Origin of the sequence: Haloarcula rubripromontorii, from assembly GCF_001280425.1 — an archaeon.
Taxonomy (GTDB): domain Archaea; phylum Halobacteriota; class Halobacteria; order Halobacteriales; family Haloarculaceae; genus Haloarcula; species Haloarcula rubripromontorii.
In genome coordinates, this window is the sequence record NZ_LIUF01000003.1 from 184,392 (window position 1) to 208,761 (window position 24,370).

Sequence of the window (24,370 nt, forward strand, 5' to 3'; positions counted from 1 at the left end):
TATGCCAACTGACGAGCGACTCAGCGACGACCAGCTACAGCGCATCGCAAACGATCTCAGGGACAACTGGCACACAGGTCGCGAAGTCGACTTTGAGGAGGCTATCGCCTTCCACGAGTCACTGCCAGCCTCAAAACAGTTCGCCCAAGTGCTGGAATCGGCCGACCAGCCGCTCCTCCAGCCACGGGCGGGCGTTCCCTGCCTCGAAGAGCAGATCGACCTCCTGCGCTATCTGCAGGACGAGGGCGGCGCGGACCTCCTGCCGACGACCATCGACTCCTACACGCGGGACAACGAGTACGAGAAGGCCGAGGAGGGGCTGGCGGCCTCCCGCGGGAGCGAGGAGAACGAACTCAACGGCTTCCCGGCGGTCAACCACGGCGTCGAGGACTGCCGACGGCTCATCCGGGCGCTGGACGCACCGGTCGAGGTGCGCCACGGGACGCCCGACGCCAGATTGCTGGCGATGGTCACGCTTGCCGGCGGCTTCCAGAGCTTCGAGGGCGGACCGATTTCCTACAACATCCCGTACACGAAACGGCACGACCTCGCGACGACCATCGAGCACTGGCAGTTCGTCGACCGACTCTGTGGGGCCTACACCGAGCGCGGCGTGACTATCAACCGCGAGCCCTTCGGCCCGCTGACCGGGACGCTCGTCCCGCCGAGCATCGCCATCGCGGTGATGCTCGTCGAGGGCGAGCTTGCCGCCACGCAGGGCGTTCGCTCGCTCACGCTCGGTTACGGACAGGTCGGCAATCTCGTGCAGGACGTGGCGGCACTGCGCGCGTTGCGGAAGCTCGGTAACGAGTACCTCCGTGACGAGGTGACGGTCACGACCGTTTTCCACGAGTGGATGGGTGGCTTCCCGCCGGACGAAGCCCGCGCAAACGGCGTCATCAGTCTCGGCGGCGCGACGGCGGCCGTCGCACAGCCGGACAAAGTCATCACGAAATCCGCCCAGGAGTTCCAGGGCGTGCCGACGAAGGAGGCCAACGCGGCCGGACTGCGAACGACGAGACAGCTCATCGATATGATGATCGAACAGGACATCGACCTTGGAGGTATCGACGAAGAACAGGCGCTCATCGAGCGAGAGACGCGCCACCTGATGGACGCTATCTACGAGGCCGGCGACGGCGACGTGGCACAGGGGGTCATCAACGCCTTTGACAGCGGCGCGCTGGACGTGCCGTTCGCGCCGAGCGACGCCGCGAAGGGCGCAGTGCTGCCGGCCAGAGACGACGACGGCCGAGTTCGCATCTTCGAGTTCGCGGACCTCGAGCTCCCGGACGACATCAAGGAAATCCACGCCGCGCGGCTGGGCGAGCGGGCCGAGACCGAGGGCCGCGACCAGTCGTTCCGGATGGTCGCCGACGACGTGGACGCCATCAGCGACGGGAAACTCATCGGGAGACCGACCGGCGACAACGGCCCTGCGGGAGGTGCGAGCGATGCGGATTGAGGCCGTTCGAACGGTGCCCGGGCTGTCGGGCTTTTTCTTCGACGACCAGCAGGCCATCAAGGACGGGGCGACCCAGAGCGGGTTCGCCTACGACGGCCAGCCGGTCACCGAGGGGTTCGACCGGATACGGGAGGCCGGCGAGGCGCTCATCGTGGAACTTGAACTCGCCGACGGCTCCGTCGCGACCGGCGACTGCGCCGCAGTCCAGTACTCCGGGGCCGGCGGCCGCGACCCGCTGTTCCGGGCCGAGAAATACCGCCCGGTCGTCGAGGGGCCAGTCGCCGACGCCCTCCGCGGGCGGGACGCGACCGAGTTCCGGGCGAACGCGACGATGCTGGAGGAAATGAGCGCCCAGCGCTCGGGCGGCGACCAGCTCCATACTGCGGTCCGCTACGGCGTCTCGCAGGCGCTGTTGAACGCCGCCGCCCGGGCACGAGGTGTGACGCCGACGGACGTACTCGCCGACGCCTACGACACTGAGCCGGCGACCTCGCCGGTCCCCGTGTTCGGCCAGTCCGGCGACGAACGGCGCATCAACGCCGAGAAGATGCTCATCAAGGGCGTGCCGGTGTTGCCCCACGGCCTGTTCAACAGCGTCGAGAAGGTCGGGGAGAACGGCGAGGGCTTGCGGGACTACCTCGCGTGGCTCTCGGACCGGGCGACCGCGCTCGGGCCGGAGCCGTACTCGCCGCGCTTCCACGTCGACGTGTACGGCATCCTCGGGAAGGTGTTCGGCCCGCCGTACGACCGGACCGAGGTGACCGACTACTTCGAGACGCTCCGGGAGGCCGCCGCGCCGTACCCCCTTCAGGTGGAGGGACCGATGGACGCGGGCGGCCGCGCCGACCAGATCGCCGAGATGGCCGAACTCCGCGAGGGGCTGGCCGACGCCGGCGTCGAGGTCGACATCGTCGCCGACGAGTGGTGTAACACCTTCGAGGACGTGCAGGCGTTCGTCGACGCGGGCGCGGCCGACCTGGTCCAGGTGAAGACGCCTGACCTCGGCGGCGTCCAGCGCTCGGCCGAGGCGGTCCTGTACTGCGACGGCACGGACACCCGCGCCTACGTCGGCGGAACCTGCAACGAGACCGTGACTTCGGCGCGGGCCTGCGCCCACGTCGCGCTGGCGACCGACGCCGCACAAGTGCTTGCGAAACCGGGCATGGGCTTCGACGAGGGGTTCATGGTCGTCACGAACGAGATGCGGCGGGCGCTTGCACGCCGGGAGGCCACACGGGAGGTGCCGGCCGATGACTGACTGGACCGACCCCGACGCCGTAGACCTCTCGGACGGCGAGACGTTCGACGCCCTGCTCGACCGCGCCGAGACCAGGGAGAAGGGCCACTTCTTCGAGTTCTTCGCGGAGGGCGACGAACTCGTCCACGACCCCGGCCTGCGCCTCTCCCAGCACGGCAGCGAGCAGTGGATGGGCCAGACGCTCAACCACGACCCGGCGTACTGGCGGGCCGACGCGGCTCGCGAGCGCGACTACGAGGACGTGCCAGTCCACCCCGATTACCTGCTCGCCTGCGTCATGGGCATCACCGTCGAGGACCTCTCGGAGAAGGGCGGCTACTTCCTCGGGCGCGACGACGTACAGTTCCACCGCCCGGCGACCCCGGGAACGCTGCTGGCCGTCACCTCGACCGTCGTCGACACGCGGACCTCCTCGTCACGGCCGAAGTACGGCATCGTGACGTGGGAGACGGAGGGCCGCGACCGCGAGACGGGCGAGACGCTGGTGACCTACCGGCGGACGAACATGATTCCGCGCCGGGAGCCCGCGGCGACCGACGGCGGCGCGGTCGGCGAGCAGGACGCGGGCGGTCCGACGCTCCCCGACACGCTACTCTCGCCCGACGGCGAACACTTCGCGGACTTCCAGCGGGCGCTCGACACCGCTCGTGAGGAACAGGCCGCCGTCGCCTACCGCCACGAACGCGGCCGGACGATGGACGACCAGCTTGTCGCCGGCCTGCCGCTGGCGACGCTCAACACCGCGCGCCAGCACCACAACCGCGACGAGATGGCCGACTCGCCCTCGGGCGACATCGTCGCCTATGGCGATGTGACCCGCTCGATTGCGCTTGCCCACGCCCGCTCCGACGAGGCGACCTACCGGGAGCACCGGTTCGCAGACGAGCGGTTCCACGACTTCGTCACGCTGGGCGACACCGTCTACGGCTTCACCCGCGTCCTCGATTGTGACCCCGACGCCGGACCGGAGCGGGCCGGCGCGGTCACGTTTGAACACGTCGCGTTCAATCAAGAGCAGACCCCGGTCTACTCTGGCCGGCGAACCGCACTCATCCAGCGAGACACATGACACGACTCTGCCGCACCTTCCAGACCGCACCGGCCGCGATTCCGAATGACAACAGCGCGAAGTTCCTCGTCTCGGGGCTGACGAGCGAGGGGTTCCAGGCCCCGGACTGGCTCGTCCCCGACATTGAGGACGGCACCGCGCCGTCGATGAAAGACGAGGCCGTCGATAACATCATCGAGCACGTCCCGGACCACGCCGACGACTTCGCCGGGGACATCCTTCCGCGCGTGGAGTGGGCCTACGACGACGCCGACGCCCGCGAGCGCGGTATCGAGCAGGTGACCCGCCTCGCGGCTGAGGTCGGCGAGGAACTCGACGGCTTCGTCTTCCCGAAAACCGGTCGCCTCGACGACGTGCGTGACGCTGCGGGGGTCGTCGCCGACGCGGAGCGCGACGCCGGGCTTCCCGAGGGGACGCTGGAAATGGCAATCATTCTGGAGACAGCGCCGGGCCGCTCGGACCTGCGCGAGATTTGCCAGTACGCCACAGATACCCGGCTCTCCGGGCTCGTGTTCGGGCCGGTCGACTACACAGCGGAACTCGGCGGTCGCACACTCGACGGCGAGCGGCCCCGCTGGGACGGCCTGCTTGAAGCGCTGTCGAACGAGACGAGCGCGGCCGACATCGTCGCCATCGGCGGCCCCTTCGACCAGCTGTTTCACGAACGGGCCGGCGTGACCTACTACAACGCCGAGGGCTACGCCGACCAGGTCGAACACGAGGCGACCATCGGCATCGACGGGTCGTGGTCGCTACACCCCAAGCAGACCGAGCAGGCCAACCGCATCCACATGCCCACGACCGAGGAACTGGAGCGGGACCTCCACAAGATCGAGTCGTTCAACGAGGCCAAACGCGAAGGGACCGGCGCGGTCGTCGTCGACGGCCAGATGGTCGACGAGGCGACCTACAAGAACTTCGCGAACACGGTCAAGACAGTGCGCGCCATCGACGAGACCCACCCCGCCCAGACTGCGGAGTACTACGACGGCGACCTGCTGGCGCGGGCGACCGACGTGGACCTGATTTTCGGCTGAGACAGCGACCCTCTTTTCGGCTATTCGAAATACGCCGCCAGCCGCGCGGCCGCCTCGTCGACCCGGGGCGTCACGAGCGCGAACCGTATCCAGTCGCTCCGGGATTCGCCGAACGCCTCGCCGGGCATCCCGGCGACGCCGGCCTCGTCGATGAGTTCGTACACGTTCTCGAACGACCCGGGGAAGTCGGGGAACCGCGCCATCACGTAGAAGCCGCCGTCCGGGCGGTTGTACTCGGCCCCGGCCTCTGCCAGTGCGGTACAGAAGTCATCAACGCGCTCTTCGAGCCGCCGTCGGCAGGCGGCGTAGTAGTCCGGACTCGTCGTCTTCAGCGCCCGCAAAACGGCGTACTGGGCCGGTCGGCTTCCGGTGACGTTCGTGAGCATGTGCTGGGTCCGGGCGCGCTCTATGAGCGAGCCGGTGGGACCGTCCTCTGGTGGGAAGATAGCGTAGCCGACCCTGAACCCCGTTATTGCCATCGTCTTCGAAAAGGAGTTGGTGGCGACGACGTGGTCTGAGTCGGCGTGCAGCGCCGAACTGAACCGGCCCGCGTAGTCGAAGTGGTCGTACACTTCGTCACTGAGCAGTAGCGCGTCGTACTCCTCGGCGATGGCAGCGAACTCGGCCATCGCGTCGGCGTCGTACACCGCGCCGGTGGGGTTGTTCGGGGAGTTGACGACGATGACGGCCGTCTCGTCGCTCGCGGCCGCCCGGACGTCCGCGGGGTCCAGCCGATTTGCTTCGTCGACTGGAACGAATGAGATGTCTGCGCCGATGAAGTTCGCTCGGCCGGCGTAGTAGGGGTAAACGGGGTCAGTCAGGAGAATCTCGTTGCCATCGAAGTGGTGGAGCCCGCCGGTCATCGCGAGGTGGTTCGCCTCGCCAGCGCCGTTCGTGACGAGGACGCGGGTCCGGTCCACGCCGCGCCGAGCGGCGATTTCGTCGCGGAGCGGTGTCAGCCCAACGGATGGCGGATACTGGTAGTCGTCGGCCGGGGCCTCGGCGTAGTCCCTGAGCCCGTCCCGAAGCCCCTCGGGCGGGTCCCAGTCGGGATTGCCCGACACCATGTCCACCACGTCCCGGTCGGCCCGGGCCGCGTACTGCATGACCCGGAAGAACTGGGGTTCCGTGTAGTCCATACGGGCTCTGTGGCCGCCGGCTCCGTCTGCTTTTCTGTCTACTGGCGGACGTACAGCGTCAGTCCACCAAGCACCAGCAGCAGTAGCCCCCACAGGAGGTCCGACCCCGGCAAGACCCACAGGAACAGCGTCACGAGGCCCGACGTAACGAGTGACCAGCCAAGCGTCGTCTGATAGCTCATACGCCCATTTATGTCTCTAAACTGAAATACCCCGGCCTGGGATGAACGCTTATTCGCCCGTCACGACAATTACCGCTAATGACAGACGACACAGCGGACCTGGTCGAGAAGCGCGTCGGCAAGCGTCTCCGGGAAGCCGATGCCACAGTCGCTACCGCGGAGTCCTGTACCGGTGGTCTCGTCGGCTCGAAAATAACAGATATCCCCGGCTCAAGCGATTACTTCGACCGCTCGCTGGTCACCTACTCCTACGAAGCCAAGCGGGAACTGCTGGCCGTCTCGCGTGAATCGCTGGATGCCCACGGTGCAGTGTCGGAGCCGGTCGCCGCGGAGATGGCTCAGGGCGTTCGCGACACCGCCCGGACCGACTGGGGCGTCGCCACAACCGGCGTTGCTGGGCCGAGCGGCGGTTCGCCGGAGACGCCTGTCGGGACGGTGTACATCGCCGTCGCCGAGGCGGCCCCATGGGGAACCAACGAGTCCGGCGTGACGGTATCTCGCTACGAGTTTGACGGCACCCGTCGCGAAATCAAAGCGGCCATCGCGACACAGGCGCTCCGGGACCTGGAAACCGCCTTACAGGAGTAGTAAGCCATTTCAGTCGGGACACAGACGGTCAGGTAGATGAACAAACGTGGGCACGTCCTGAACGCCGTCCTCCTGAGCATCGGACTGGGGTACGTTCTCGACCCATCGGGCGACGTGACGACTTTCGCGACAATCGCGGAGGTGTTTCTCCCCGTCGTCCTGGGCGCACTGTTCCCCGATGTCGACACGGCCTTCGGCAAGCACCGCAAGACGCTGCACAACATCCCTGTCCTCATCATATTCCTGGCCCACCCACTGTATCACGGCGGTAATCTCCAGTGGGTGTGGCTCGGCGTCCTCACGCATTACGTGCTGGACTACTTCGGCTCCCGCCGGGGCATTGCCCTGTTCTACCCGTTCTCGGACACGGAGTACGGCTCGCCGACGGGCGTTACAACGTCCAGCGACCGCGCCGAAGCCGTTACCGTCGTGATTACCGCCTTCGAACTGCTCGCGGTCGCCCTGCTTGTCCACGTCCTCCCGCAGTATCTGCCGCCGGTGGTCAGAACCTTCGTCGTCGACAACAGCGCATTTCTGGTTTAGTACACCTTCACGTCGTTGAACCGACCGTCGTACGCGACGTGGTCGGGGTGCGTCGGCTCGGTCCCCTGCAGCATCAGCCGGTCGAACTTGCCCCACGTGTTTTCCAGCCCCAGATGTGCCCACTCGACCGCCCGCCGGAGGTCGTGTGAGAGCCCGTCGCGATGGAACAGCGACCGCTCCACGTCGTTTTTCAGTGCCGTACTGAGCGCCGCCACGTCGTCGAACGCCTCGGCGAAGGTCACGTACGCCTCACCGACGGTCCCACGGACGTGGGCATACGACGAGACGAACGGCTCGTGACCGGTTGCCGACGTGAACGACTGCGCGCGGTCCCGGTGGTGGGACAGCTGTTTGGGGTTGTACACTTCCAGCGCGTCGATACTGTCCTCGTACGCTTCGATGTCATCCAGTCCGAGACTGACATTGAGAAAGCCGGGATGGGGGACGAGGACGGCCGCGTCTTGGCGGTCCAGTTCTCGCATCGCGCCGTCGAAGGTAATGAAATCTGGAATCGGCGCTTCGAGACCGATGGCCAGTACGTGCCGGCGCTGTTGCCAGGTGCCAGTAAAGATCTCTCTGGCCGGGAACACAGTCAGCTCTTCGTCGGAAAACGCCTCTGCTTGCCGCCGTATCTCCGGGAGCCGCGTGAAATGCGGCGCGTACACCAGCGCGTCGAGGCCACGTGCCTTCGCGCGCTCGACGACCCCGTCGTCGAGCACTTTCACGTGGAGATCAACGGCGTACCCCTCGGGTTGCACGGTCGACGCTAACTCCGTACTGCCATTAGGGGTTTCCGTTTCGGCAGTCTGCGAGACAGACGGCTGACAGGTGGCAGCCAACGTTTTTAACCCCGCGTCGCCTGCCACTGAGCAAATGCCACGCTGGGAGTGCGACATCGAAGGGGACGACAGACAGTTCGACCGCGTCGAGGAACTCATCATCCACCAGTCGGTCGAACACGACCGCATCGAGTGCAAGGTCTGTGGTGCCGTCGTCCCCGACGGCTACTTCGCTATCAAGCACGCGTTCGACGAACACTCCCGCGCGGAGTACGTTCGCGCCTACGACGCCTCTGCCGCTGAGGTCCGCCGCCGCGAACAGATCAAGGAGTCCGTCGAGGCCGCCGCCAACATGAGCGAAGTCATCGATCGACTGGAAGGCGGCGAAGCGTAGCGACCGCCGTTTGTTTTACCGCGCCGCCTGACCAGATAGTGGTCACTGGAAACTAGTTTGAAAACGCAATGTAATCGCTTTTTGCCGGCTTACTCCGCTATGATTCGAGGTGAACGGAGAGCTATCGCTCTTCTGAGTCAAGAACCCGGATCTGGTCACCACGCACGGTCACCGGAATCGGGACCGTCGCCTCGTACAGTTCGACGGTGACCTGGTCCTTGCCCTCGTCGATGCGCTGGACCTGTGCCTTCTCGCCCTTGAACGGGCCGGCGATGAGTTCGACGATGTCGCCCTCTGCGATCCCTTCCACGTCGGGTTTCGGGGAGAGGAAGTGCTCGACTTCCGCCATCGAGGACTCCCCCTGCACGACGCCGTTGGCGTGGGGAATCTCGTCGAGGATACGGTCGAACACCGCAGCGTCGTCGGCTTCCACCATCACGTAACTCGTCAGCGAGTCCGGCGCGAGCGCGGCGTGAATCTCGTCTTCCTCGCGGGAGATGATCATGTCCGCGACGGTGCGTTCCTGGCTGGCCGTGGTTTTGACTGCGTAGATCCCCATCGGTTTACACCGGCTTGCTGCCAGGTACGAAGGTCATCACGGCGAAGATGATGAACCCGAGCAGTCCGACCAGCGCGATGCCCGCGCCGGCGATTTTCGCGATCTGGGAGAACTCCTCCCACGACGGCGTACTCGCAAGTTTGAGTACGCGGATGTAGGAGGTGAGATCGTATGGAACGTCCATAGCGGGTCGTACCCACTGGTGGCTTTTCTATATTGTGGTGCGCGGCGACGACTCGAACCGCTCACAGTGTATCGCGTCATCAAAAAACGTAGTCGACAGAGAGAGCGATACCCGGAACGGGCGTTCCGAACCCGTTCGATCAGTCGTCAGTCAGCGCAGTTCCGCCCGCTCCGTGCGTCCCCAGATCGCTACCGTCACCGGCATCGCTGGTTTCGAACTGGTCGATAAGCTCCTTGAGGTCAGTCGCCTGACTGGAGAGCGACTGTATCTTCTCGGTGACCTCTGTGATCGACGCCGTCTGTTCCTCGGCGGACGCGGCGACGTTTTCTGCCTCGGCAGATGTCTCCTCGCTGATCGAGCCGACTTCCTCGGCCATCGAGACGACCTCTTCCATCGAGGCGGCCTGTTCGTCGGTCGCGTCGCTGATAGCCTGCACGCCGTCATTGGCCTCGTTGACCTGCTGGACGATACTGGTCAGCGCGTCGGTCGCGTTTTCGACCGTCTCTTTCCCGGTGTCGACGCTCTCACCCATTTCCTGCATGTCCTCGACGGTGGTGTCCGTCCGGGACCGAATGTCGTCGATCATCGACTCGATATCAGTCGTCGCTTCCTGCGTTTCCTCGGCGAGCGTCTTGATCTCGCGGGCCACGACAGCGAACCCTTCGCCCGCCTCACCGGCCCGCGCAGCTTCGATGTTCGCGTTGAGCGCGAGCATATTCGTCTGTTCCGCGATTTCGTCGATGAGCGTCGTGACCTCGCCGATGCGCTCCATCTCCTCTGCGAGGGACTCCACCTGTTCGATAGCCTCGGTGGACTTCCGTTCGAGCGCCTCGATTTCAGCGGCGGCCTGCTCGGCGTATTCGCGGCCGGACTCGCCGTCGTTGACGGCCTGCTGGGACTTCGACGCGACTTCGTCGGTCGACGAGGTGATTTCCTCGACGGTCGCCGACAGGTCGGTCATCTCGTCGCTCACCTGCTGGATGTTCCGGTTTTGCTCGTCAGCGCCTTCGGCGATCTGTTGCACCGACTCGCTCACCGACTCGCTGGCCGACCGCACTTCCTGTGCGCTCGCGGAGATCGTCTCCGTCGAACTGTCGACAGTGCCGGCGAACCCTTCGATGCGGTTGACCGTTCGTTCGAGTTCCGCGATCATCTCGTTGAAACTCTCCGCGATGTCGACCATCGCGTCGTAGTCGCTATCGGTCGCCATCCGCTGGGTGAGGTCCCCGTCTGCCGACTTGTCCATCACTTTGCTGAACTCGGCCGCCTTGGCTTCGAGGGCAGCCGCCATCGACTCGGCGTCTTCCTTCGCCGCCTCCGCCTCGTCTCTGGCGGCCTCGACATCGGTGATCAACGTCTGGATGTCCTCGCCCATCTCCTCCAGCGCCGCACCGAATTCGCCGGGGATGCTCTCTTCGAGCGCCGGGTCGTCGAACCGCTTTGCAGCGAGTGCGTCGGCCTGGTCTGCGGCGGTCGTCAGGTACGCCTGCATCGATGCGAAGGAGTCGTACAGCTGTCCCATCTCGTCGACGCGAGTGGTCTCTGGAAGGGTGCTGTTGATCTCACCTGCGGCGATGTCCTCGGCGCTTTCAGCGACACGGGCGAGTGCGTTCGCGGTTCCGCGCCCGATTGTCACCCCGACGACAAACAGCGCCCCGACGGCAAGCGCAAGCAGGAGCGCGATGTTCTGGGAGACAGCCGACTGCAGTGCGAACGCGCGGTCCTGGGGCACGTGATACAGCAACGCCCACTCAGTGCCAGTCACTGGCGTGTACGCCATCACGTACTGCCCGTCTTCCATCCCCGTTCTGGCGGAGACAGATTTGTAGCCGGTTTCGCCGTTCAGTGCCGCTTCGACACTCGTATCGGTCGCGTCCCCGGTTGCCGCGTACTCTTCGAGAATCGAACTCTTTCGGTTGTCGAGGATGATCTGGCCGTCCGATCCGACGACTTTCACGTCGCCGGTCGCAAACGGTGACGTGAACTCGTGGGAGCGAGCCTCGAGCGACGCCGTCAGTACGACGTATTCGTCACTGCCGGAGACGGGCTGGACGAAGGCGATAACCGATTCGTTACCGCTCTGGTACGCTTCGGACGTGCCCGTCGGTCCCGACGAGACAACTGCCCCACTCGCGTCGGTCCACGGATCGTCAACGTCGCTCAGTGCGACGCCGTTCAGGTCGTCGTCGGTGCTGGCGGTGACTGTACCGTCAGCAGCGTCGACGTAATGCAGCGCACGGACGTCTCCCGGAAGCCCGATGAGCTTCTGTTCGAGCCACCGCTGGTGTTCTGTGTCCGAGGTTGACTCGGATCGGTCACCGATAGACGCCGCGAGGAACGCCGCCGTAGATTGCTTGTTCGAGACCCAGCTCGACACAGAACTCGACTGCGACTCCGCAACGCCGAGGATCTGCTCCTCAGTCTGTGACTCGACCAGCGACCCCGTGTCGAGGTGGATCGCTGCGCCGCCGAGCGCGAGGATGACGACAACACCGAGCAACAGGACGCCGAACTTCGCGGCGTATCGCCGCCGAATAACGTCAGGGAGCGCACGTTCCGTCGCCTGCACCATCCGGCTGGGGAGTGAACTCATTGATTGCCTCCTGATTTGAAGAACCGTGACTGGAGTAGCTCCAGCGACTCGACCGACCCGTCCGTGACCCGTTCGATCAGATACGAACTCAGCGGTTCGAGATTCGCTGTCAGATCAACGCTTCCGGACGCGCCCTGATAGTTCACCGCTCGACCGGCCTCAGTGAGTGACCGAACACGACCGAAGTCGCCGACTGAAACAGTGTGCCCGGACCCGCCGGAGACCGACTGAATAGTCTCGGCGATTGCCGGACCGCTGGCTTCACCGGCCTGCTCGGCGGCACACGCCATCAAAAACAGCGCGTCATAGGCATTGACCGAGTACGCTCTTGGCTGGTCGATATCCGAGAGCCGCCGAACGAGTTCGAAGTACGCCTGGGTCCGCGCAGAGGACAGCGACGCGCTGTAGAACCCGTCGTAGTACGACGGGAGGTCACCGCCGAACATCCCAGCGGACAACACCCACGGAACGTCGTACTCCGACTGGCTGTATGCATCAAGGATGCCCCGCTCCTGCCCGGAGACGCTGGTGAAGGTGACGGCATCGGGGTCGTTCTGGAACACCTCCGCAAGCGTGTCGTCGAACGATTCTGACGACGGGTCGTACCGAACATCGGCGACAACCTCGGCGTCCAGCGCCTCACGCTGTGCCGCTGCCAGTCCAGCACCGAATGAGTTGTCGATGCTCAGTAATGCGACGGAATCAGCGTCGATGTACAGCGAGTCGTCGACGACCTTCGCCATTACTACCGCTTGCGTCCCGTCGCTTGGCACCGTTCGGCCGAAGTATTTCCGCCCGTTGGCTCGACCGGCAGTCGATAGCTGCGGAGCAGTACTGGCCGGGCTGACCTCCATAATCTCGTCGCTGGCCGCCTCCGGTGCGAGAGCGAGCGACGCGTCACTGACGAGGCCACCGACGAAGCCAATGACACCACGATCGACGAGCGTCCGGTACTGCTCGACAGCGGTTTCTGCGTTCGCTTCAGTATCAAGGATAGTCACTTCGACATCGTTCCCGCGGATACCACCGGCCGCGTTGACATCGCTCGCTGCCTGCTCGACCATGCGCTTGCCGTGTTGCCCGAGTGGGGCGAGCGCACCACTGAGCGGAAGGAGCGCACCAAACTGCACAGTGCCACCGCTCCCGTTCAGGGAACCAAGGCAGCCAGATGAGATGCCCAAACCTCCGGCTGCCAGACATTTTTTGAGTACACCACGCCTCGAGTCTGAGTACATGAGCAAAGAATCTGAATTTCCGGATAAACGCTTTTCGGCGAGAGTATCATTTATGATAGCAAAATGTAGATAGAGATGTACGTAACGGTGATTAGAGGGAAGTAAAAACCGGGGCGACGAGGCAGATTAGTCGACGTAGTCGATGTCTTCGCCGAGTTGCTGGGCGGCCTTCTCCTGTTCGGCCTCACTCTGACCGTAGATCTGTGGGCTCTCGACGCCGGTGACGACAATCATCGTCTCCATCTTGCCCTCGAACTCGTTGTTGACCGACGCGCCCCAGATGATGCGAGCGTCGGGGTCGATGCGGTCGTAGATTTCCTCGACGACGCCCTCGGCTTCCTCGATGCTCATGTCTGGACCACCGACCACGTTGACGAGCGCAGAGTTCGCGCCGTCGAACTCCACGTCAAGCAGCGGCGAGCGGAGCGCCGAGCGGATAGAGTCCTGGGCCTTGTTCTCCGAGTCGGATTCGCCGAGACCAATCATCGCGACGCCGCCGTTCTCCATGATGGTCCGAACGTCGGCGAAGTCCACGTTGACGAGGCCGGGCTTGGTGATGAGTTCAGTCATGCCCTTGACCGAGCGCATGAGCACGCGGTCGCAGATTTTGAACGCGTCCTGCAGTGGCATGCTGGGTGCGTAGTCGAGCAGGCGGTCGTTCGGGACGACGATGACCGTGTCAGAGACGGAGCGGAGGCGTTCGAGGCCAGCGTCGGCGTTGGCGCGCCGTCGCTCCCCCTCCGCAGTAAAGGGAATCGTCACGATAGAGATGGTGAGCGCGCCGGCTTCCTGGGCGGCCTGTGCGACGACCGGGGCCGCGCCGGTACCGGTGCCGCCGCCGAGACCCGCGGTGACGAACACCATATCCGAGCCGTCGATAGACTGCTGGATGTCCTCGATGTCCTCCTGTGCGGCCTCCTCGCCGATCTTCGGGACCGAACCGGCCCCGCGGCCGCCGGTGCGCTTGCGGCCGATGAGAATCTTCGTGTCAGCAGCGACCTCATCGGCGAGGTGCTGTGCGTCGGTGTTTGCGGCGACGAGCTTGGCCCCGTGGATGCCTTCCTCCATCATCCGGGTGACCGTGTTCCCGCCGGCACCGCCACAGCCAACGACGGTGATCTTCGTCTCTAGGTCTTTGACGACGCTTGCCAGTTCCTCGTCGGACATCGTCCCCGACGTGGACATGTCCTGTGACGGCGAGGATGTAGTTTCGTTTACATTCCCTCCGTCCGCGTCCTCCCCGTCTTGTTCTGCCTCGTCGATAGCGTCGTCAATTATCGAATCCATAATTTAAAGCGTCCTTGCAGACGAATAGTTATTAGTTTTCCCCCTCTGTCTGACGCTCGTCTGACGTGTTGAGTCCCAGTTTCGGCGGCTAACGCGCCAGTGTTCACAGCGTATATCGACGTATACGCTCGCGCTGGAAGCGCTCCGGCTCGATCTCTTCCCCGTCGATCTCGACTGACTCGCCCGAGGCGAGCTTCCCGAATTTCGGTCCTTCAGGGATGCCAGCAGTTCGCGCGAGGTCCGGATCGAACGCTGTCTCGCGGGCAACGAGTTCGTCCGCGGCCCACTCGACGCTGTCGAAGCGTCGTTCGAGGATTGCGACGAGCGGGTCGACGACCGCTTGCAGGTCCGTCCCGGCCGGACAGACAACCGGCCCGGTGAACACCGTCCCGTTTTGCTCGGTTACGTACGCGATAGACTGACCTTCGATGGTCTCACGCAGCGCTTCGCTATCGACTCCGCGTACGTCTGCGATTAGTTCGTCGGGGAGGTCGAGCACGGTCCACTCGCCGTCGTGTCCGGATGAAAGCGCTCCGAACCTGAGACCGTCGTCTACCGGCCCGACAGCGGCTTCGAGTGCCTCGACAAGGCTCAGGTCGACACCGGTCGTCTCCTGAACGAACGTCTCGCTGACGACGCGGTAGCCAAGCGATTCGATAGCCGCCTGTAGGTCCGGACGCTCGCCCTCCATGAGGGCGTAGTCGGCCGCACTGGCCCGGAAGGCGCGTTCGAGAACTGCGTCACGCTCCTCCTCGCTGTCGGCCCACTCTGCCAGCGCGTCCAGCGACCAGTTGGCGGCAATATGGCCGACTGCCCAGTCCGTCTCGCGGACGACCCGTTCGAACCGCGGAGCGTAGTGGCCGCCACCGACACCGAGGAGGTGGCGGCGCGTCCCGTTCTCCCGCGGTTTGTCGGCCGGTTCGTCCGCAAGGTCCAGTATCGCTCTGGCGGCGGCTTCGGCGGCGTCAGGGTCCTCCCACTGTGGCTCCGCACTGCCGACCTCGACGAACATCGACGGGACGCCGACGTCTGTCGGGCCGTGGTGTGTACACTCCATGCCGACCTCGTAGTCCGGTGGGGCGTGGCGCTGGAGCGCCGAAACCACGGCCGTGTGTGCACCGGGACAGGCGCGGGCGAACTGCCCGTCCTCACCGCCGTACTCCGCGACGCCGAAGTTCCCGGTGTGGTGTGCCGTCAGGAGTTCGTCCGTCTCGCCGGCGTGTTTCGATGCGAACACCAGCAGGTCGGGGTCGTCGAACGCCGCCGCGACGTTTTCGATGTCCAGATGAAGCGGCTCGAACTCGCGGAGTTCGACGCTGTCAGTCCGGTACACCGTGCCGCCGCCCTCGGTATCGGGCCGCGTGTTGTCGACGTGAGTGTCCCAGTCTCGCAGCGAGCGCAGGTGCTCCCCAATGTGAGTCGACGCCGCGTCAGCGTGTGACACAACGATGCCGAGCATCAGTCCGCGTTCTCCAGATTGGCGGGTTCACGACCCATTGCGGTCCGGACGGCGTCTCCGGCCAGCCCGAACAGGTGTTTCAGCGCCTCGCGCCGCTGGACGAACAGTCCGGCCCCGATGACGACATACAGCCCCGTGTACGCCAGCAGGAGGTCGTGACTCGATATGGGCACAGCGACGAGGTCCCTGATGATAGCGAACTCCAGACCCACCTGCGAGATGAACAGCACGAACAGCCCGATTGCTTCGCGGATGCTGATCTCGAAGTTGACCAGAATGGCGAGCGCAAAGAAGGACTGGGCCGCCGTAATCCAGATCTCTGCGCCCTGTCTGGCGTCGAACGGCAGCACGCTGTACCCGCCGAGCGCGATGGAGTACACCACCGCGATGGTCCCGATGAGCAGTGTCCACTGATTGAGTTTCGAGGAGATGAGGGCGTTGAACCCCGCCGTCGACCGGGCCTTGTTGACCAGCACGGCGACGACGATGAGTTCGGGCGACTCGCTGGCCAGCGGGGCGACCCACTGGATCATGAAGAACTCGGGGATGCCGTTCGCGACACCGATTTCTTCCAGCCCGTGGGCGAACGGCTCGACCGCAGTGAAAATCATTGCGCCGGAATAGCCAAATAACGCCAGAACGACGAGCGGCCGCCACGGCAGCGACCACTCCTGGAAGTACTTGGGCACGCCGACGGTGTGCTCGCTGTGTTCGATGTCGGACTTGAGCACGAGACCGATGTACGCGACGTAGAGACCGACCAGAAACAGCGTATCGAGGATACCGATACCGCCGCCGAGGGGGACGAGAAACGCCCACATTGTCGCCAGAAAGAGGAAGGAAATCTCGGTCGCGATGTCGGTGTCCAGCTGGACGGCATCGGTCAGGAAGCCGTCGCGTTTCTGGACCGCCGGGTCCCGGGTTTTCGCCGCGCGCCAGACGGTAAACACGGCGATGCCCGCCCAGCCGATGCCGATGAGGATACGGTTCGCGCCGGTCATGTTCGCGATGGCGAGGTTCGCGTCGTGACAGGCGCGAGCGAGCCCCCCGCTCGCCGACTCGATTTCTGCCGCCGTGAACTGCCGACAGGCTTCTGTCGTCGCACCGCCTGCCCCGGCGTTCCATGCGTACAGCGCGTCGACGGCGTACTCGGGAGCCACGGCAAGAATAGCGAGGACGGCGATAGCAAAGGCCCTCGGCACGTCTTTTTCGGCGGTTTCAGCGCCCCAGGCCAGCAGGAACGACGCCCCGAGAACGGCGAACCCACTGACCGCGACGGTAGTCAGGTTCCCGACTTCAATGCCGGAGATAAAGAGGTAAATCCAGCCGACGGTCAGGGCCAGCGCGACGGCAACCTGCAGCAGTGGATGACGTAGACGACTCACTGTCGGAAATGTGGCTAGGTCCGGCTGAAAAGCTTGCGAAAGTGTCGGCCGGGGCTGTGTCCCACAGAGCGTGGCGTTGATACGACCGGGGCGCGCTGACGTTGGTATGGACGTTTACGGACTCATCGGAAACCCGGTCGGGCACTCGCTGTCGCCGCCGATGCACGAGGCGGGCTACGAAGCACTGGGACTGGATGCACGCTACGTCACGTTCGAACCAGCGGCCGACTCTGGTGCCGACGCCATCGAAGCGGCGAAGACGCTCGGAATCGACGGCCTGAACGTCACGATTCCGTTCAAACAGGACGTGCTAGACGCCGTCGACCCCGCGCCGCTCGCAGAGCGCATCGGCGCGGTCAACACTGTCGACTTCGACGGCGGGACGCCGACGGGCTACAACACCGACGCCGTCGGCGCGGTCCGGGCGCTGGAGCACCACGGCGTGTCGCTGTCGGGCACAGCTGTCGTCGTCGGGGCCGGTGGCGCGGGCCGAGCGGTCGCGTTCGGCCTCGCCGACGAGGGGCTGTCGGTGCGGATTGCGAACCGTACCGAATCGAAAGCCGACGCACTCGCAGACGAGGTCCCGAACGCCTCCGGCCATGGGCTCGACTCGCTTCCCGACCTGCTTGCGGACGCCGACATCCTCGTCAACTGCACCAGCGTCGGCATGGATGAAGATGCGACGCCGGTCCCCGCTGACGCGTTGCACGGCGAACTCGCGGTGCTCGATGCGGTGTACACGCCGATTGAGACCCGCCTGCTACGGGACGCGGCAGCCGTAGGTGCAACGACCGTTGACGGCGCGTGGATGCTCCTGTATCAGGGGGTCGAAGCGTTCGAACGCTGGACTGGCGAGGACGCGCCCGTGGATAGGATGAACAGCCAGTTGCGCGAACGCCTGTAGCGGACCGGTCACCAGCAAGAGATTTGTGTAGGGGATAAATAGGTTCATGTATGGGTCTGCTTCAGAAATTGAAATCCGCCCTCGGGCTTGACGGGACTGGGTCAGCCACGTCGGGAACGAACCGCGACGTGGACGTGACCGTCGAGCGAGAGCCCTCTACTGAAGACGAAGACGCTGTGAAGGGGACGAACACCGCCGCAACTACCGAGACCCACACATCCGATACTGCGGACGGGGCCGGGACCGAATCAGGGGATGGGAGTGGAACAGCCACGCAGGCAGACGAGTCGGAGACTGCAGCGTCACCGACCACCGTCGACGGCGAATCAGAATCAGTGACCGATGATTCTACCACGGAGTCCGAGCCAGAAACAGCGGTCGACGACGACGCTGGCGACTCGGCACCCACCGATGATGAGGAACCAGCCGAGGCTGCTGATGGGGACGCGGCTGAGACCGATGACGGGGAAAGTACCGCCCCGGTGACGGAGATCAAAGGTATCGGTCCCGCCTACGCTGATCGGCTCGCCGGTATCGGCATCGAGACTGTCGGCGAACTGGCCACTGCTGACGCAGCGGCAATCGCCGCGGACACCGACCTCTCAGAGAGCCGCGTTTCGGGCTGGATCGAGCGGGCCGAAGACTTCTGAGACAGTGGCGTTCCAGCTTTTTGTGCCGAACCGCAAGGGAATTAGTCGCTGCACTGTTTTCGTTCGGTAATGCCAACGGTCGAAACCGACCGGACTACGGTCACCGATCTCGCAGCCGACGCGCCCGCAGAGGCGCGCGTCCCTGTCGAGGTTCGAGTGGACGTTGCTGACCCGTTTCTCGCCTATCGCCGGGCGCGCGACGAAACTGGTGGCGTGTATCTGGCGACGACTGGGGGCCAGTCGGGATGGGGCTACTTCGGGACCGCTCCGGCGGACTTCCGCGAGGTCGACCCCAGAGCGGGTGGGGCCTTCGCTGCACTGACCGAGTTCCTCGATGGCGAGGAACTGGTCCGCGGTGACTGTGACGTGCCGTATCCCTGTGGAGCCGTTGGCTGGCTCTCCTACGATGTGGCGCGGGAACTGGAGTCACTGCCCGACAGCGCCGACGCCGACCGCGCGCTCCCGAACCTACAGGTAGCTCGCTACGACCGCTTCGCCGCCTGGGAGGAACCTCGCGGTGAGCCGGTGACGTTGCGCGTGACGGCCTGTCCGCGGGTCGGTGACTTCGAGACGCCAGCACTGGCCTACGAGTTCGGCAAACAGCACGCGCTGGACCTGGCTCGGGCGGCCGCACAGGGCGACCCTGCTGTCGGGGAGCCGCCGGTCGAGACCGACGAAGCGACCTTCGAGAGCGACTGCACGCGCGAGTCATTTGCTGACCGGGTCCGAACGGTCAAGCAGTACATCCGCGACGGCGACACGTTTCAGGCGAATGTCTCCCAGCGCCTCCGTGCCCCCGCTGCGGTCCATCCGGTCGAGGCCTTCGACGCGCTTCGGAGCGGGAACCCCGCCCCGTACTCGGCCCTGCTCGAGTTCCCCGGCGTCGACCTCGTCAGCGCCAGTCCGGAACTGCTCTTGCACCGCGATGGCGACCGAATCGAGACCGAACCGATTGCTGGCACCCGGCCACGGGGCGAGACGCGCGAGGCCGACGACCGCCTGGAGACGGACCTGCTGGACGACGAGAAGGAACGGGCCGAACACGCGATGCTCGTCGATCTGGAGCGCAACGACCTCGGAAAAGTAAGCAAATTCGGCAGCGTCGAGGTGTCGGACTACCGCCGCGTCGACCGCTACTCCGAAGTGATGCACCTCGTCTCGGTCGTCGAGGGGCGACTCCGCGACGGCGCGACTCTGCAGGACGCCATCGCGGCGGTGTTCCCCGGTGGCACTATCACCGGCGCGCCCAAGCCACGGACGATGGAGATAATCGACGAGGTCGAGGCCACGCGGCGGGGACCCTACACGGGTTCTATCGGTCTATTCGGCTTCGACGGTCGGGCGACGCTGAACATCGTCATCCGGACTTTAGTCCGCTACGCCGAGGAGTACCACCTTCGTGTCGGTGCCGGCGTGGTTCACGATTCAGACCCGGACAGCGAGTATCAGGAGACGCTGGACAAGGGCCGCGCGCTCGTCAACGCCGTCGACGAGGCGCTCGGGAAGCGCGTCGACCTAGCGATGGAGGACGAGCAATGAGCGGCCATCGTGGCGGCAGTGACTCGACGGCTGACTCGCTGGCGCCGACCGTGTTGGTCGTCGACAACTACGATTCCTTCGCGTACAACCTCGTCCAGTACGTCGGCGAAGTGGTCCTCCGCCTCGGCGGGAGTGAAGGTGACGTCATCGTCCGGCGCAACGACGCCATCGACATCGAAGACATCCGAGAGATGGACCCCGACGGTATCGTCGTCTCGCCGGGGCCGGGGACGCCCGAAGAGGCGGGCGTCTCGATGCCGATATTCGAGGAGCTGGAATACCCCACACTGGGGGTCTGTCTCGGACACCAGGCGCTGTGTGCGGCCAACGGCGCGCCCGTCGGCCACGCCGAAGCGGTCGTCCACGGCAAGTCTTCGTCGGTTACCCACGACAGCACAGGGGTGTTCGAAGACATCCCGGACCCGTTCGACGTCGGCCGGTACCACTCGCTTGCGGTCGACCGCGAGGCCCTCCCTGATGCGCTGACTGAGACAGCGTACACCGTCAGCGACGACGCTGGGACCACTGTGGCCCCCGATTCAGTCGCCACTGCTACCGTCGACGGCACGGACGAGTCGCAGGTCGTCATGGGCGTCCGCCACAGTGACCGCCCGCACATCGGCGTCCAGTTCCATCCCGAAAGCATCCTGACCGACCACGGCAAGACCATGATCGAGAACTTCTGCCTGCTATGCAATACCACGTAAACGGGGCGCTCGTCCCCGAAGACGAGGCAACGGTGTCAGTGCGCGACCGCGGGTTCATGTACGGCGACGCGGCGTTCGAAACGCTCCGGGCCTACGGCGGCGAGCCGTTCCAGTGGAACGCCCACCGCGAGCGCCTCCAGCGGACGGCTGAGACGCTGGGCTTCGCCGACGCCGTGCCTGATGACCTCCGAGAGCGTGTGGACGAGACGCTCGCGGCCAACGACCTCGACGAGGCCTACGTCCGACTGTCTGTCACGCGGGGTGTCCAGCCCGGAAAGCTTACTCCGGGACAGGATGTCGACCCCACTGTCATCGTCATCTGCAAGGGACTGCAGCGTGGCGGACTCAACGGCAAGCGCGTCTGGGACGGACCGGCGTCGGTCCAGACGGTCCGGACCCGGCGGATTCCCGGCGCGGCCGTCCCGGCGGACGCGAAGACGCATAACTACCTCAACGGGATTCTCGGCAGACTCGAACTCCGGAAAGCCGCCGCTGGCGGCGAACCCGCCGACGAGTGTCTCATCCGGGACACCGACGGCAATCTGGCCGAAGGGGCGACGAGCAACCTCTTTTTCGTCACGGACAACGGCCTCCGGACCCCGAGTACGGATCTCGACCTGTTGCCGGGGGTCACCCGCGACGTGGTGCTGGACATCGCCCGCGGCGAGGACTTCCCAGTCGAGACCGGCCACTACTCGCTCGATGCGCTGCGCGACGCCGACGAGGCGTTTCTCACGAACTCGACGTGGGAGATCCGCCCCATTGCGACCGTCGACGGCATCTCCGTTGGGAGCGGGCCGATGACGAAACTCCTTCAGCGGCTGTTCGACGAGCGAATCGAGGAGCGACATTACTGAGACCGATTCAGTTCTGGCGTTCATCCCTTCAATACGAGAATAGAGCCGGGACCGGCGGTTTGAAACGCCTTACTTCCTAACAGGCGTGTAGTATGGACGAGGACAGCCGTATCGTCGCGCTGGAGGAAGTGCCCGATGACGGAACGTTTCTGTTCACTGTTCGCGACGGGTTCGACACGAAGGAAGCGATTATCGTCGAATTGTCGGACGCGGTCGTCGCGTTCGAAAACTACTGTCCACACTGGACAGATGTCCGACTTGACAAAGGCAGCGGGGCGACGGTTCGGAATGGGCAACTCGTATGTGAGAAACACGGGGCGACGTTCGAATCCGATTCGGGGCTGTGCAACTACGGCCCCTGCGAAGGGGCTGTTCTGGAAGAGGTCTCGGTCACCACCGAGAACGGCGTCGTCTACCTGACCGACGAACGCTACGAGTTCGAAAACCAGGGGCCGTCAGGCGACCACGACCTCTCCTCGCGCGGCCGGATTGGCTTCTCAGGGAACTGAACGGACAGAATCAGTGCGGTCGGGCATCATACCTGTATCAACTGATCCGGTATGCCGGCTCCGAGACGGCCTCGCATTTACACTCCGGACACCGACTCGGTCGGTTTGTCAGGTCGTCGAAGTCCGTGAAGCCGCACTCCTCGCACTCCGGCGGCGCGACGAGGAGCTGTTCGTCGGTCGATTCCAGCGACTTTGCGATATGCTCTACGTGCGTGAGCGCGTCGCTGGTCTGTATTTCGAACTCGTTTGCGATTGTCCCTGCAGCCATCGCTTCGTCGCGTAGTTGGTCAGCGATGCGCTGGCGCGTCGTCCGACTTGCCTCGCGCATGGGAACAGTTCGCATCCGCCTGTTATAGGCTTTGTTCTGTTCTCGGAGCGCCGCAGTAGCGCTCTCTCAGTGTTCCTGTCTCGGCCACGATACTTTATCACCGACGGCGGTGAATAGCGACACCCAATGTTCGATAGAATCCTCGTTCCGACCGACGGCAGCCCCGGGTCCGAGCGCGCCTTCGAGGTCGCTGCGACGCTTGCCAGCACTCACGATGCAGCGGTCCACGTCCTCTCGGTCGTCGACGAGCACGGCCCCACAGACGACGACTGGGACTACGACGGTGGCACCCCGGCAGAGGCCTTCATCGAATCGCAGGCCGATCACGTCGACACCGAGGGCCTGTCCGTCACTCCTGCCGTCCGCGAGGGAGTCGTCCACGACGCGGTTCTCGACTACACCGACGAGAACGATATCGACCTCATCGTCATGGGAACCCACGGTCGGACCGGCGTCCGACGGTTCCTTCTGGGCAGTGTCACCGAAAAGGTCGTCCGCCTCGCCGATGTGCCGGTCCTCTCGGTCAAGGCCGACGCTGAGCCGGGGACCGTCTCGTTTGACGACATTCTTCTCCCGACCGACGGCAGTAGCGGCGCAGAGGCAGCTATTGAACCGGCTGGCGCGCTCGCAAGCGCAACCGATGCCACTGTCAATCTTGTTTCGGTCGTGGACACGCGGTCGCTCGGTATCGATGTCGGATCGACTGTCATCGTCGACGAACTAGAGTCGGTTGCGACGGATGCTGTCGGGGACGCGTCCGACCGACTCTCCGGGCTGGGAGTCGAGACTGTCGAGACAGCTATCACTCACGGCGTCCCGTATCGGGCCATCCTCGACGCTATCGAGGATACTGATGCCGACCTCGTCGTCATCGGGACTCACGGCCGCACCGGTGTCGACCGCTACCTCCTTGGTAGCGTCGCGGAAAAGCTGGTCCGAACGTCGCCGGTACCGGTGATGACTGTTCGAGCACCAGACGCCGGTGGCGAGAGCTAACACCGTTACCACCGGTCAATCGGTGAGTTAGCAGGCGGGACGACGCTCGAACGGCGCTGGGCCGAGCTATCCGAAGTTCTCGACCTTTGCGTCGTCAGTGCTGACGCCGGCGGCTTCGAGCGCTTCCGTGGCGGCATCGAGGAAGTCCGCGAAGCCGTAAATGAACACTTGCCCACCGTCCTCAACGGCGTCGGCGACCGGCTCGGTCAGGGACGCCTCGCCATCGATGACCGAGACGAGCGCCCCGGCCTCGGCGAGCGCGTCCAGTCGATCCTCGTGGACCGGCGCGTCGTCCTGATACACGACTGCGGCCTCGTTGCCGTCGTCCAATGCACGCTCGGCAATACCGACCGCTGGACCGACGCCAGGGCCGCCGGCCAGCACGACGACGCGGCTCTCACCCTCGTAGTAATCCGACCCGAACGGCCCAGCGATACGGACGCCGTCGCCCGCTTCGAGCGCGCCGAGCTGCGGTGCCAGTTCGCCGTCGGGGTCGATACCGACGGTAATCTCGAAAGCCTTGTCCACCGTCGGCGAGGAGATCGTGTAGAACCGGGAGATATCCTCTCCGTCGACGGTCAATGTCAGTTTGACGAACTGACCCGGCTGTGCGTCGAAGGCATCCGGTGTCTCAAAGTCGATCGCCACGGTGCCCGGTCCGACATCTCGGACGGCAACCACGTCGAGGACTCGTTCATCCATACCCCAGAGTTACCGTGACTGT

General features: G+C 64.7%; 26 protein-coding genes. 14 read left to right on the forward strand and 12 right to left on the reverse strand.

What is annotated here, in order from left to right:
- Window position 1 precedes the first annotated feature (1 nt).
- The 4 genes from AMS69_RS10515 to citE are packed head-to-tail and all read left to right on the forward strand — an operon-like array spanning window position 2 to window position 4,829.
- Window positions 2-1,465, forward strand: a complete 1,464-nt coding sequence (locus tag AMS69_RS10515) for a methylaspartate mutase subunit E (protein ID WP_053968038.1) — start codon at window positions 2-4, stop codon at window positions 1,463-1,465.
- Window positions 1,455-2,723, forward strand: coding sequence for a methylaspartate ammonia-lyase (locus AMS69_RS10520; protein WP_053968039.1), 1,269 nt, complete (start codon window positions 1,455-1,457; stop codon window positions 2,721-2,723). Before AMS69_RS10515 ends, AMS69_RS10520 begins: the two co-directional genes overlap by 11 nt.
- Window positions 2,716-3,792 carry a 2-methylfumaryl-CoA hydratase gene (mch, locus tag AMS69_RS10525; protein WP_053968040.1) on the forward strand — a complete coding sequence of 359 codons (1,077 nt, stop codon included), beginning with the start codon at window positions 2,716-2,718 and terminating at the stop codon, window positions 3,790-3,792. Before AMS69_RS10520 ends, mch begins: the two co-directional genes overlap by 8 nt.
- The gene (citE, locus tag AMS69_RS10530) at window positions 3,789-4,829 is read left to right on the forward strand and encodes an L-malyl-CoA/beta-methylmalyl-CoA lyase (protein ID WP_053968041.1); all 1,041 of its coding nucleotides are present in this window, start codon (window positions 3,789-3,791) and stop codon (window positions 4,827-4,829) included. Before mch ends, citE begins: the two co-directional genes overlap by 4 nt.
- A 20-nt stretch (window positions 4,830-4,849) precedes the next feature.
- Here citE and AMS69_RS10535 read toward each other — a convergent pair whose 3' ends face one another.
- Complete coding sequence (locus tag AMS69_RS10535) at window positions 4,850-5,968, reverse strand: pyridoxal phosphate-dependent aminotransferase (RefSeq protein WP_053968042.1); 1,119 nt, start codon at window positions 5,966-5,968, stop codon at window positions 4,850-4,852.
- Window positions 5,969-6,006: 38 nt separating this feature from the next.
- Window positions 6,007-6,150, reverse strand: a complete 144-nt coding sequence (locus AMS69_RS20625; protein WP_170083565.1) for a hypothetical protein — start codon at window positions 6,148-6,150, stop codon at window positions 6,007-6,009.
- 78 nt (window positions 6,151-6,228) lie between these two features.
- Between AMS69_RS20625 and AMS69_RS10540 the strand changes: the two genes are divergently transcribed.
- Entirely contained in the window at window positions 6,229-6,738 is a 510-nt protein-coding gene (locus AMS69_RS10540; protein WP_053968043.1) for a CinA family protein, read from the forward strand.
- A 36-nt stretch (window positions 6,739-6,774) separates the two neighbouring features.
- Window positions 6,775-7,281, forward strand: coding sequence for a metal-dependent hydrolase (locus AMS69_RS10545; protein ID WP_053968044.1), 507 nt, complete (start codon window positions 6,775-6,777; stop codon window positions 7,279-7,281).
- Here AMS69_RS10545 and AMS69_RS10550 read toward each other — a convergent pair.
- Window positions 7,278-8,039 carry a PHP-associated domain-containing protein gene (locus AMS69_RS10550; protein WP_053968045.1) on the reverse strand — a complete coding sequence of 254 codons (762 nt, stop codon included), beginning with the start codon at window positions 8,037-8,039 and terminating at the stop codon, window positions 7,278-7,280. The two genes, AMS69_RS10545 and AMS69_RS10550, sit on opposite strands and share 4 nt — an antisense overlap.
- Window positions 8,040-8,154: 115 nt before the next feature.
- Here AMS69_RS10550 and AMS69_RS10555 point away from each other — a divergent pair, with 115 nt between their 5' ends.
- Window positions 8,155-8,454, forward strand: a complete 300-nt coding sequence (locus AMS69_RS10555; RefSeq protein ID WP_004516837.1) for a DUF7565 family protein — start codon at window positions 8,155-8,157, stop codon at window positions 8,452-8,454.
- 121 nt (window positions 8,455-8,575) lie between these two features.
- Here the strand turns inward: AMS69_RS10555 and AMS69_RS10560 are convergent, their stop codons facing one another.
- The 7 genes from AMS69_RS10560 to AMS69_RS10590 all read right to left on the reverse strand — a co-directional run bounded on the left by AMS69_RS10560 (window position 8,576) and on the right by AMS69_RS10590 (window position 17,132).
- A complete protein-coding gene (locus AMS69_RS10560) occupies window positions 8,576-9,013 on the reverse strand; it encodes a transcription elongation factor Spt5 (protein ID WP_053968046.1) in 438 nt (145 codons plus the stop codon).
- A gap of 4 nt (window positions 9,014-9,017) precedes the next feature.
- Window positions 9,018-9,197: a protein translocase SEC61 complex subunit gamma gene (locus AMS69_RS10565; protein ID WP_004516835.1), complete on the reverse strand. Its 180-nt coding sequence runs from the start codon at window positions 9,195-9,197 to the stop codon at window positions 9,018-9,020.
- Between the two features lie 139 nt (window positions 9,198-9,336).
- Entirely contained in the window at window positions 9,337-11,790 is a 2,454-nt protein-coding gene (locus AMS69_RS10570) for a methyl-accepting chemotaxis protein (protein WP_053968047.1), read from the reverse strand.
- Complete coding sequence (locus AMS69_RS10575) at window positions 11,787-13,025, reverse strand: ABC transporter substrate-binding protein (RefSeq protein ID WP_238378380.1); 1,239 nt, start codon at window positions 13,023-13,025, stop codon at window positions 11,787-11,789. Before AMS69_RS10575 ends, AMS69_RS10570 begins: the two co-directional genes overlap by 4 nt.
- Before the next feature lie 126 nt (window positions 13,026-13,151).
- A complete protein-coding gene (ftsZ, locus tag AMS69_RS10580; RefSeq protein ID WP_053968048.1) occupies window positions 13,152-14,312 on the reverse strand; it encodes a cell division protein FtsZ in 1,161 nt (386 codons plus the stop codon).
- Window positions 14,313-14,415: 103 nt separating this feature from the next.
- A complete protein-coding gene (locus AMS69_RS10585; protein WP_053968049.1) occupies window positions 14,416-15,771 on the reverse strand; it encodes a D-aminoacyl-tRNA deacylase in 1,356 nt (451 codons plus the stop codon).
- On the reverse strand, window positions 15,771-17,132 hold the full coding sequence (locus tag AMS69_RS10590; RefSeq protein WP_053968355.1) for a sodium:calcium antiporter: 1,362 nt from the start codon (window positions 17,130-17,132) through the stop codon (window positions 15,771-15,773). The genes AMS69_RS10585 and AMS69_RS10590 overlap by 1 nt, the downstream gene beginning before the upstream one ends.
- Window positions 17,133-17,262: 130 nt before the next feature.
- Between AMS69_RS10590 and AMS69_RS10595 the strand changes: the two genes are divergently transcribed.
- From AMS69_RS10595 to AMS69_RS10620, 6 genes are all read left to right on the forward strand, one after another.
- Window positions 17,263-18,060 carry a shikimate dehydrogenase gene (locus AMS69_RS10595; RefSeq protein WP_053968050.1) on the forward strand — a complete coding sequence of 266 codons (798 nt, stop codon included), beginning with the start codon at window positions 17,263-17,265 and terminating at the stop codon, window positions 18,058-18,060.
- 50 nt (window positions 18,061-18,110) lie between these two features.
- Window positions 18,111-18,710 (forward strand): helix-hairpin-helix domain-containing protein, encoded by a 600-nt coding sequence (locus tag AMS69_RS10600; protein WP_053968051.1) that lies wholly within the window; start codon window positions 18,111-18,113, stop codon window positions 18,708-18,710.
- A gap of 69 nt (window positions 18,711-18,779) precedes the next feature.
- Window positions 18,780-20,249 carry an aminodeoxychorismate synthase, component I gene (pabB, locus tag AMS69_RS10605; RefSeq protein ID WP_053968052.1) on the forward strand — a complete coding sequence of 490 codons (1,470 nt, stop codon included), beginning with the start codon at window positions 18,780-18,782 and terminating at the stop codon, window positions 20,247-20,249.
- The gene (locus tag AMS69_RS10610) at window positions 20,246-20,956 is read left to right on the forward strand and encodes an anthranilate synthase component II (RefSeq protein ID WP_053968053.1); all 711 of its coding nucleotides are present in this window, start codon (window positions 20,246-20,248) and stop codon (window positions 20,954-20,956) included. The genes pabB and AMS69_RS10610 overlap by 4 nt, the downstream gene beginning before the upstream one ends.
- A complete protein-coding gene (locus tag AMS69_RS10615; RefSeq protein WP_053968054.1) occupies window positions 20,941-21,813 on the forward strand; it encodes an aminotransferase class IV in 873 nt (290 codons plus the stop codon). The genes AMS69_RS10610 and AMS69_RS10615 overlap by 16 nt, the downstream gene beginning before the upstream one ends.
- A gap of 92 nt (window positions 21,814-21,905) precedes the next feature.
- Window positions 21,906-22,322 carry a Rieske (2Fe-2S) protein gene (locus AMS69_RS10620; protein WP_053968055.1) on the forward strand — a complete coding sequence of 139 codons (417 nt, stop codon included), beginning with the start codon at window positions 21,906-21,908 and terminating at the stop codon, window positions 22,320-22,322.
- A gap of 37 nt (window positions 22,323-22,359) precedes the next feature.
- Here the strand turns inward: AMS69_RS10620 and AMS69_RS10625 are convergent, their stop codons facing one another.
- Entirely contained in the window at window positions 22,360-22,650 is a 291-nt protein-coding gene (locus AMS69_RS10625) for a transcriptional regulator (protein ID WP_053968056.1), read from the reverse strand.
- Window positions 22,651-22,776: 126 nt separating this feature from the next.
- Between AMS69_RS10625 and AMS69_RS10630 the strand changes: the two genes are divergently transcribed.
- Entirely contained in the window at window positions 22,777-23,646 is an 870-nt protein-coding gene (locus tag AMS69_RS10630) for a universal stress protein (protein WP_053968057.1), read from the forward strand.
- A gap of 66 nt (window positions 23,647-23,712) precedes the next feature.
- Here the strand turns inward: AMS69_RS10630 and AMS69_RS10635 are convergent, their stop codons facing one another.
- The gene (locus tag AMS69_RS10635) at window positions 23,713-24,348 is read right to left on the reverse strand and encodes an FAD-dependent oxidoreductase (protein ID WP_053968058.1); all 636 of its coding nucleotides are present in this window, start codon (window positions 24,346-24,348) and stop codon (window positions 23,713-23,715) included.
- Window positions 24,349-24,370: the final 22 nt, after the last annotated feature.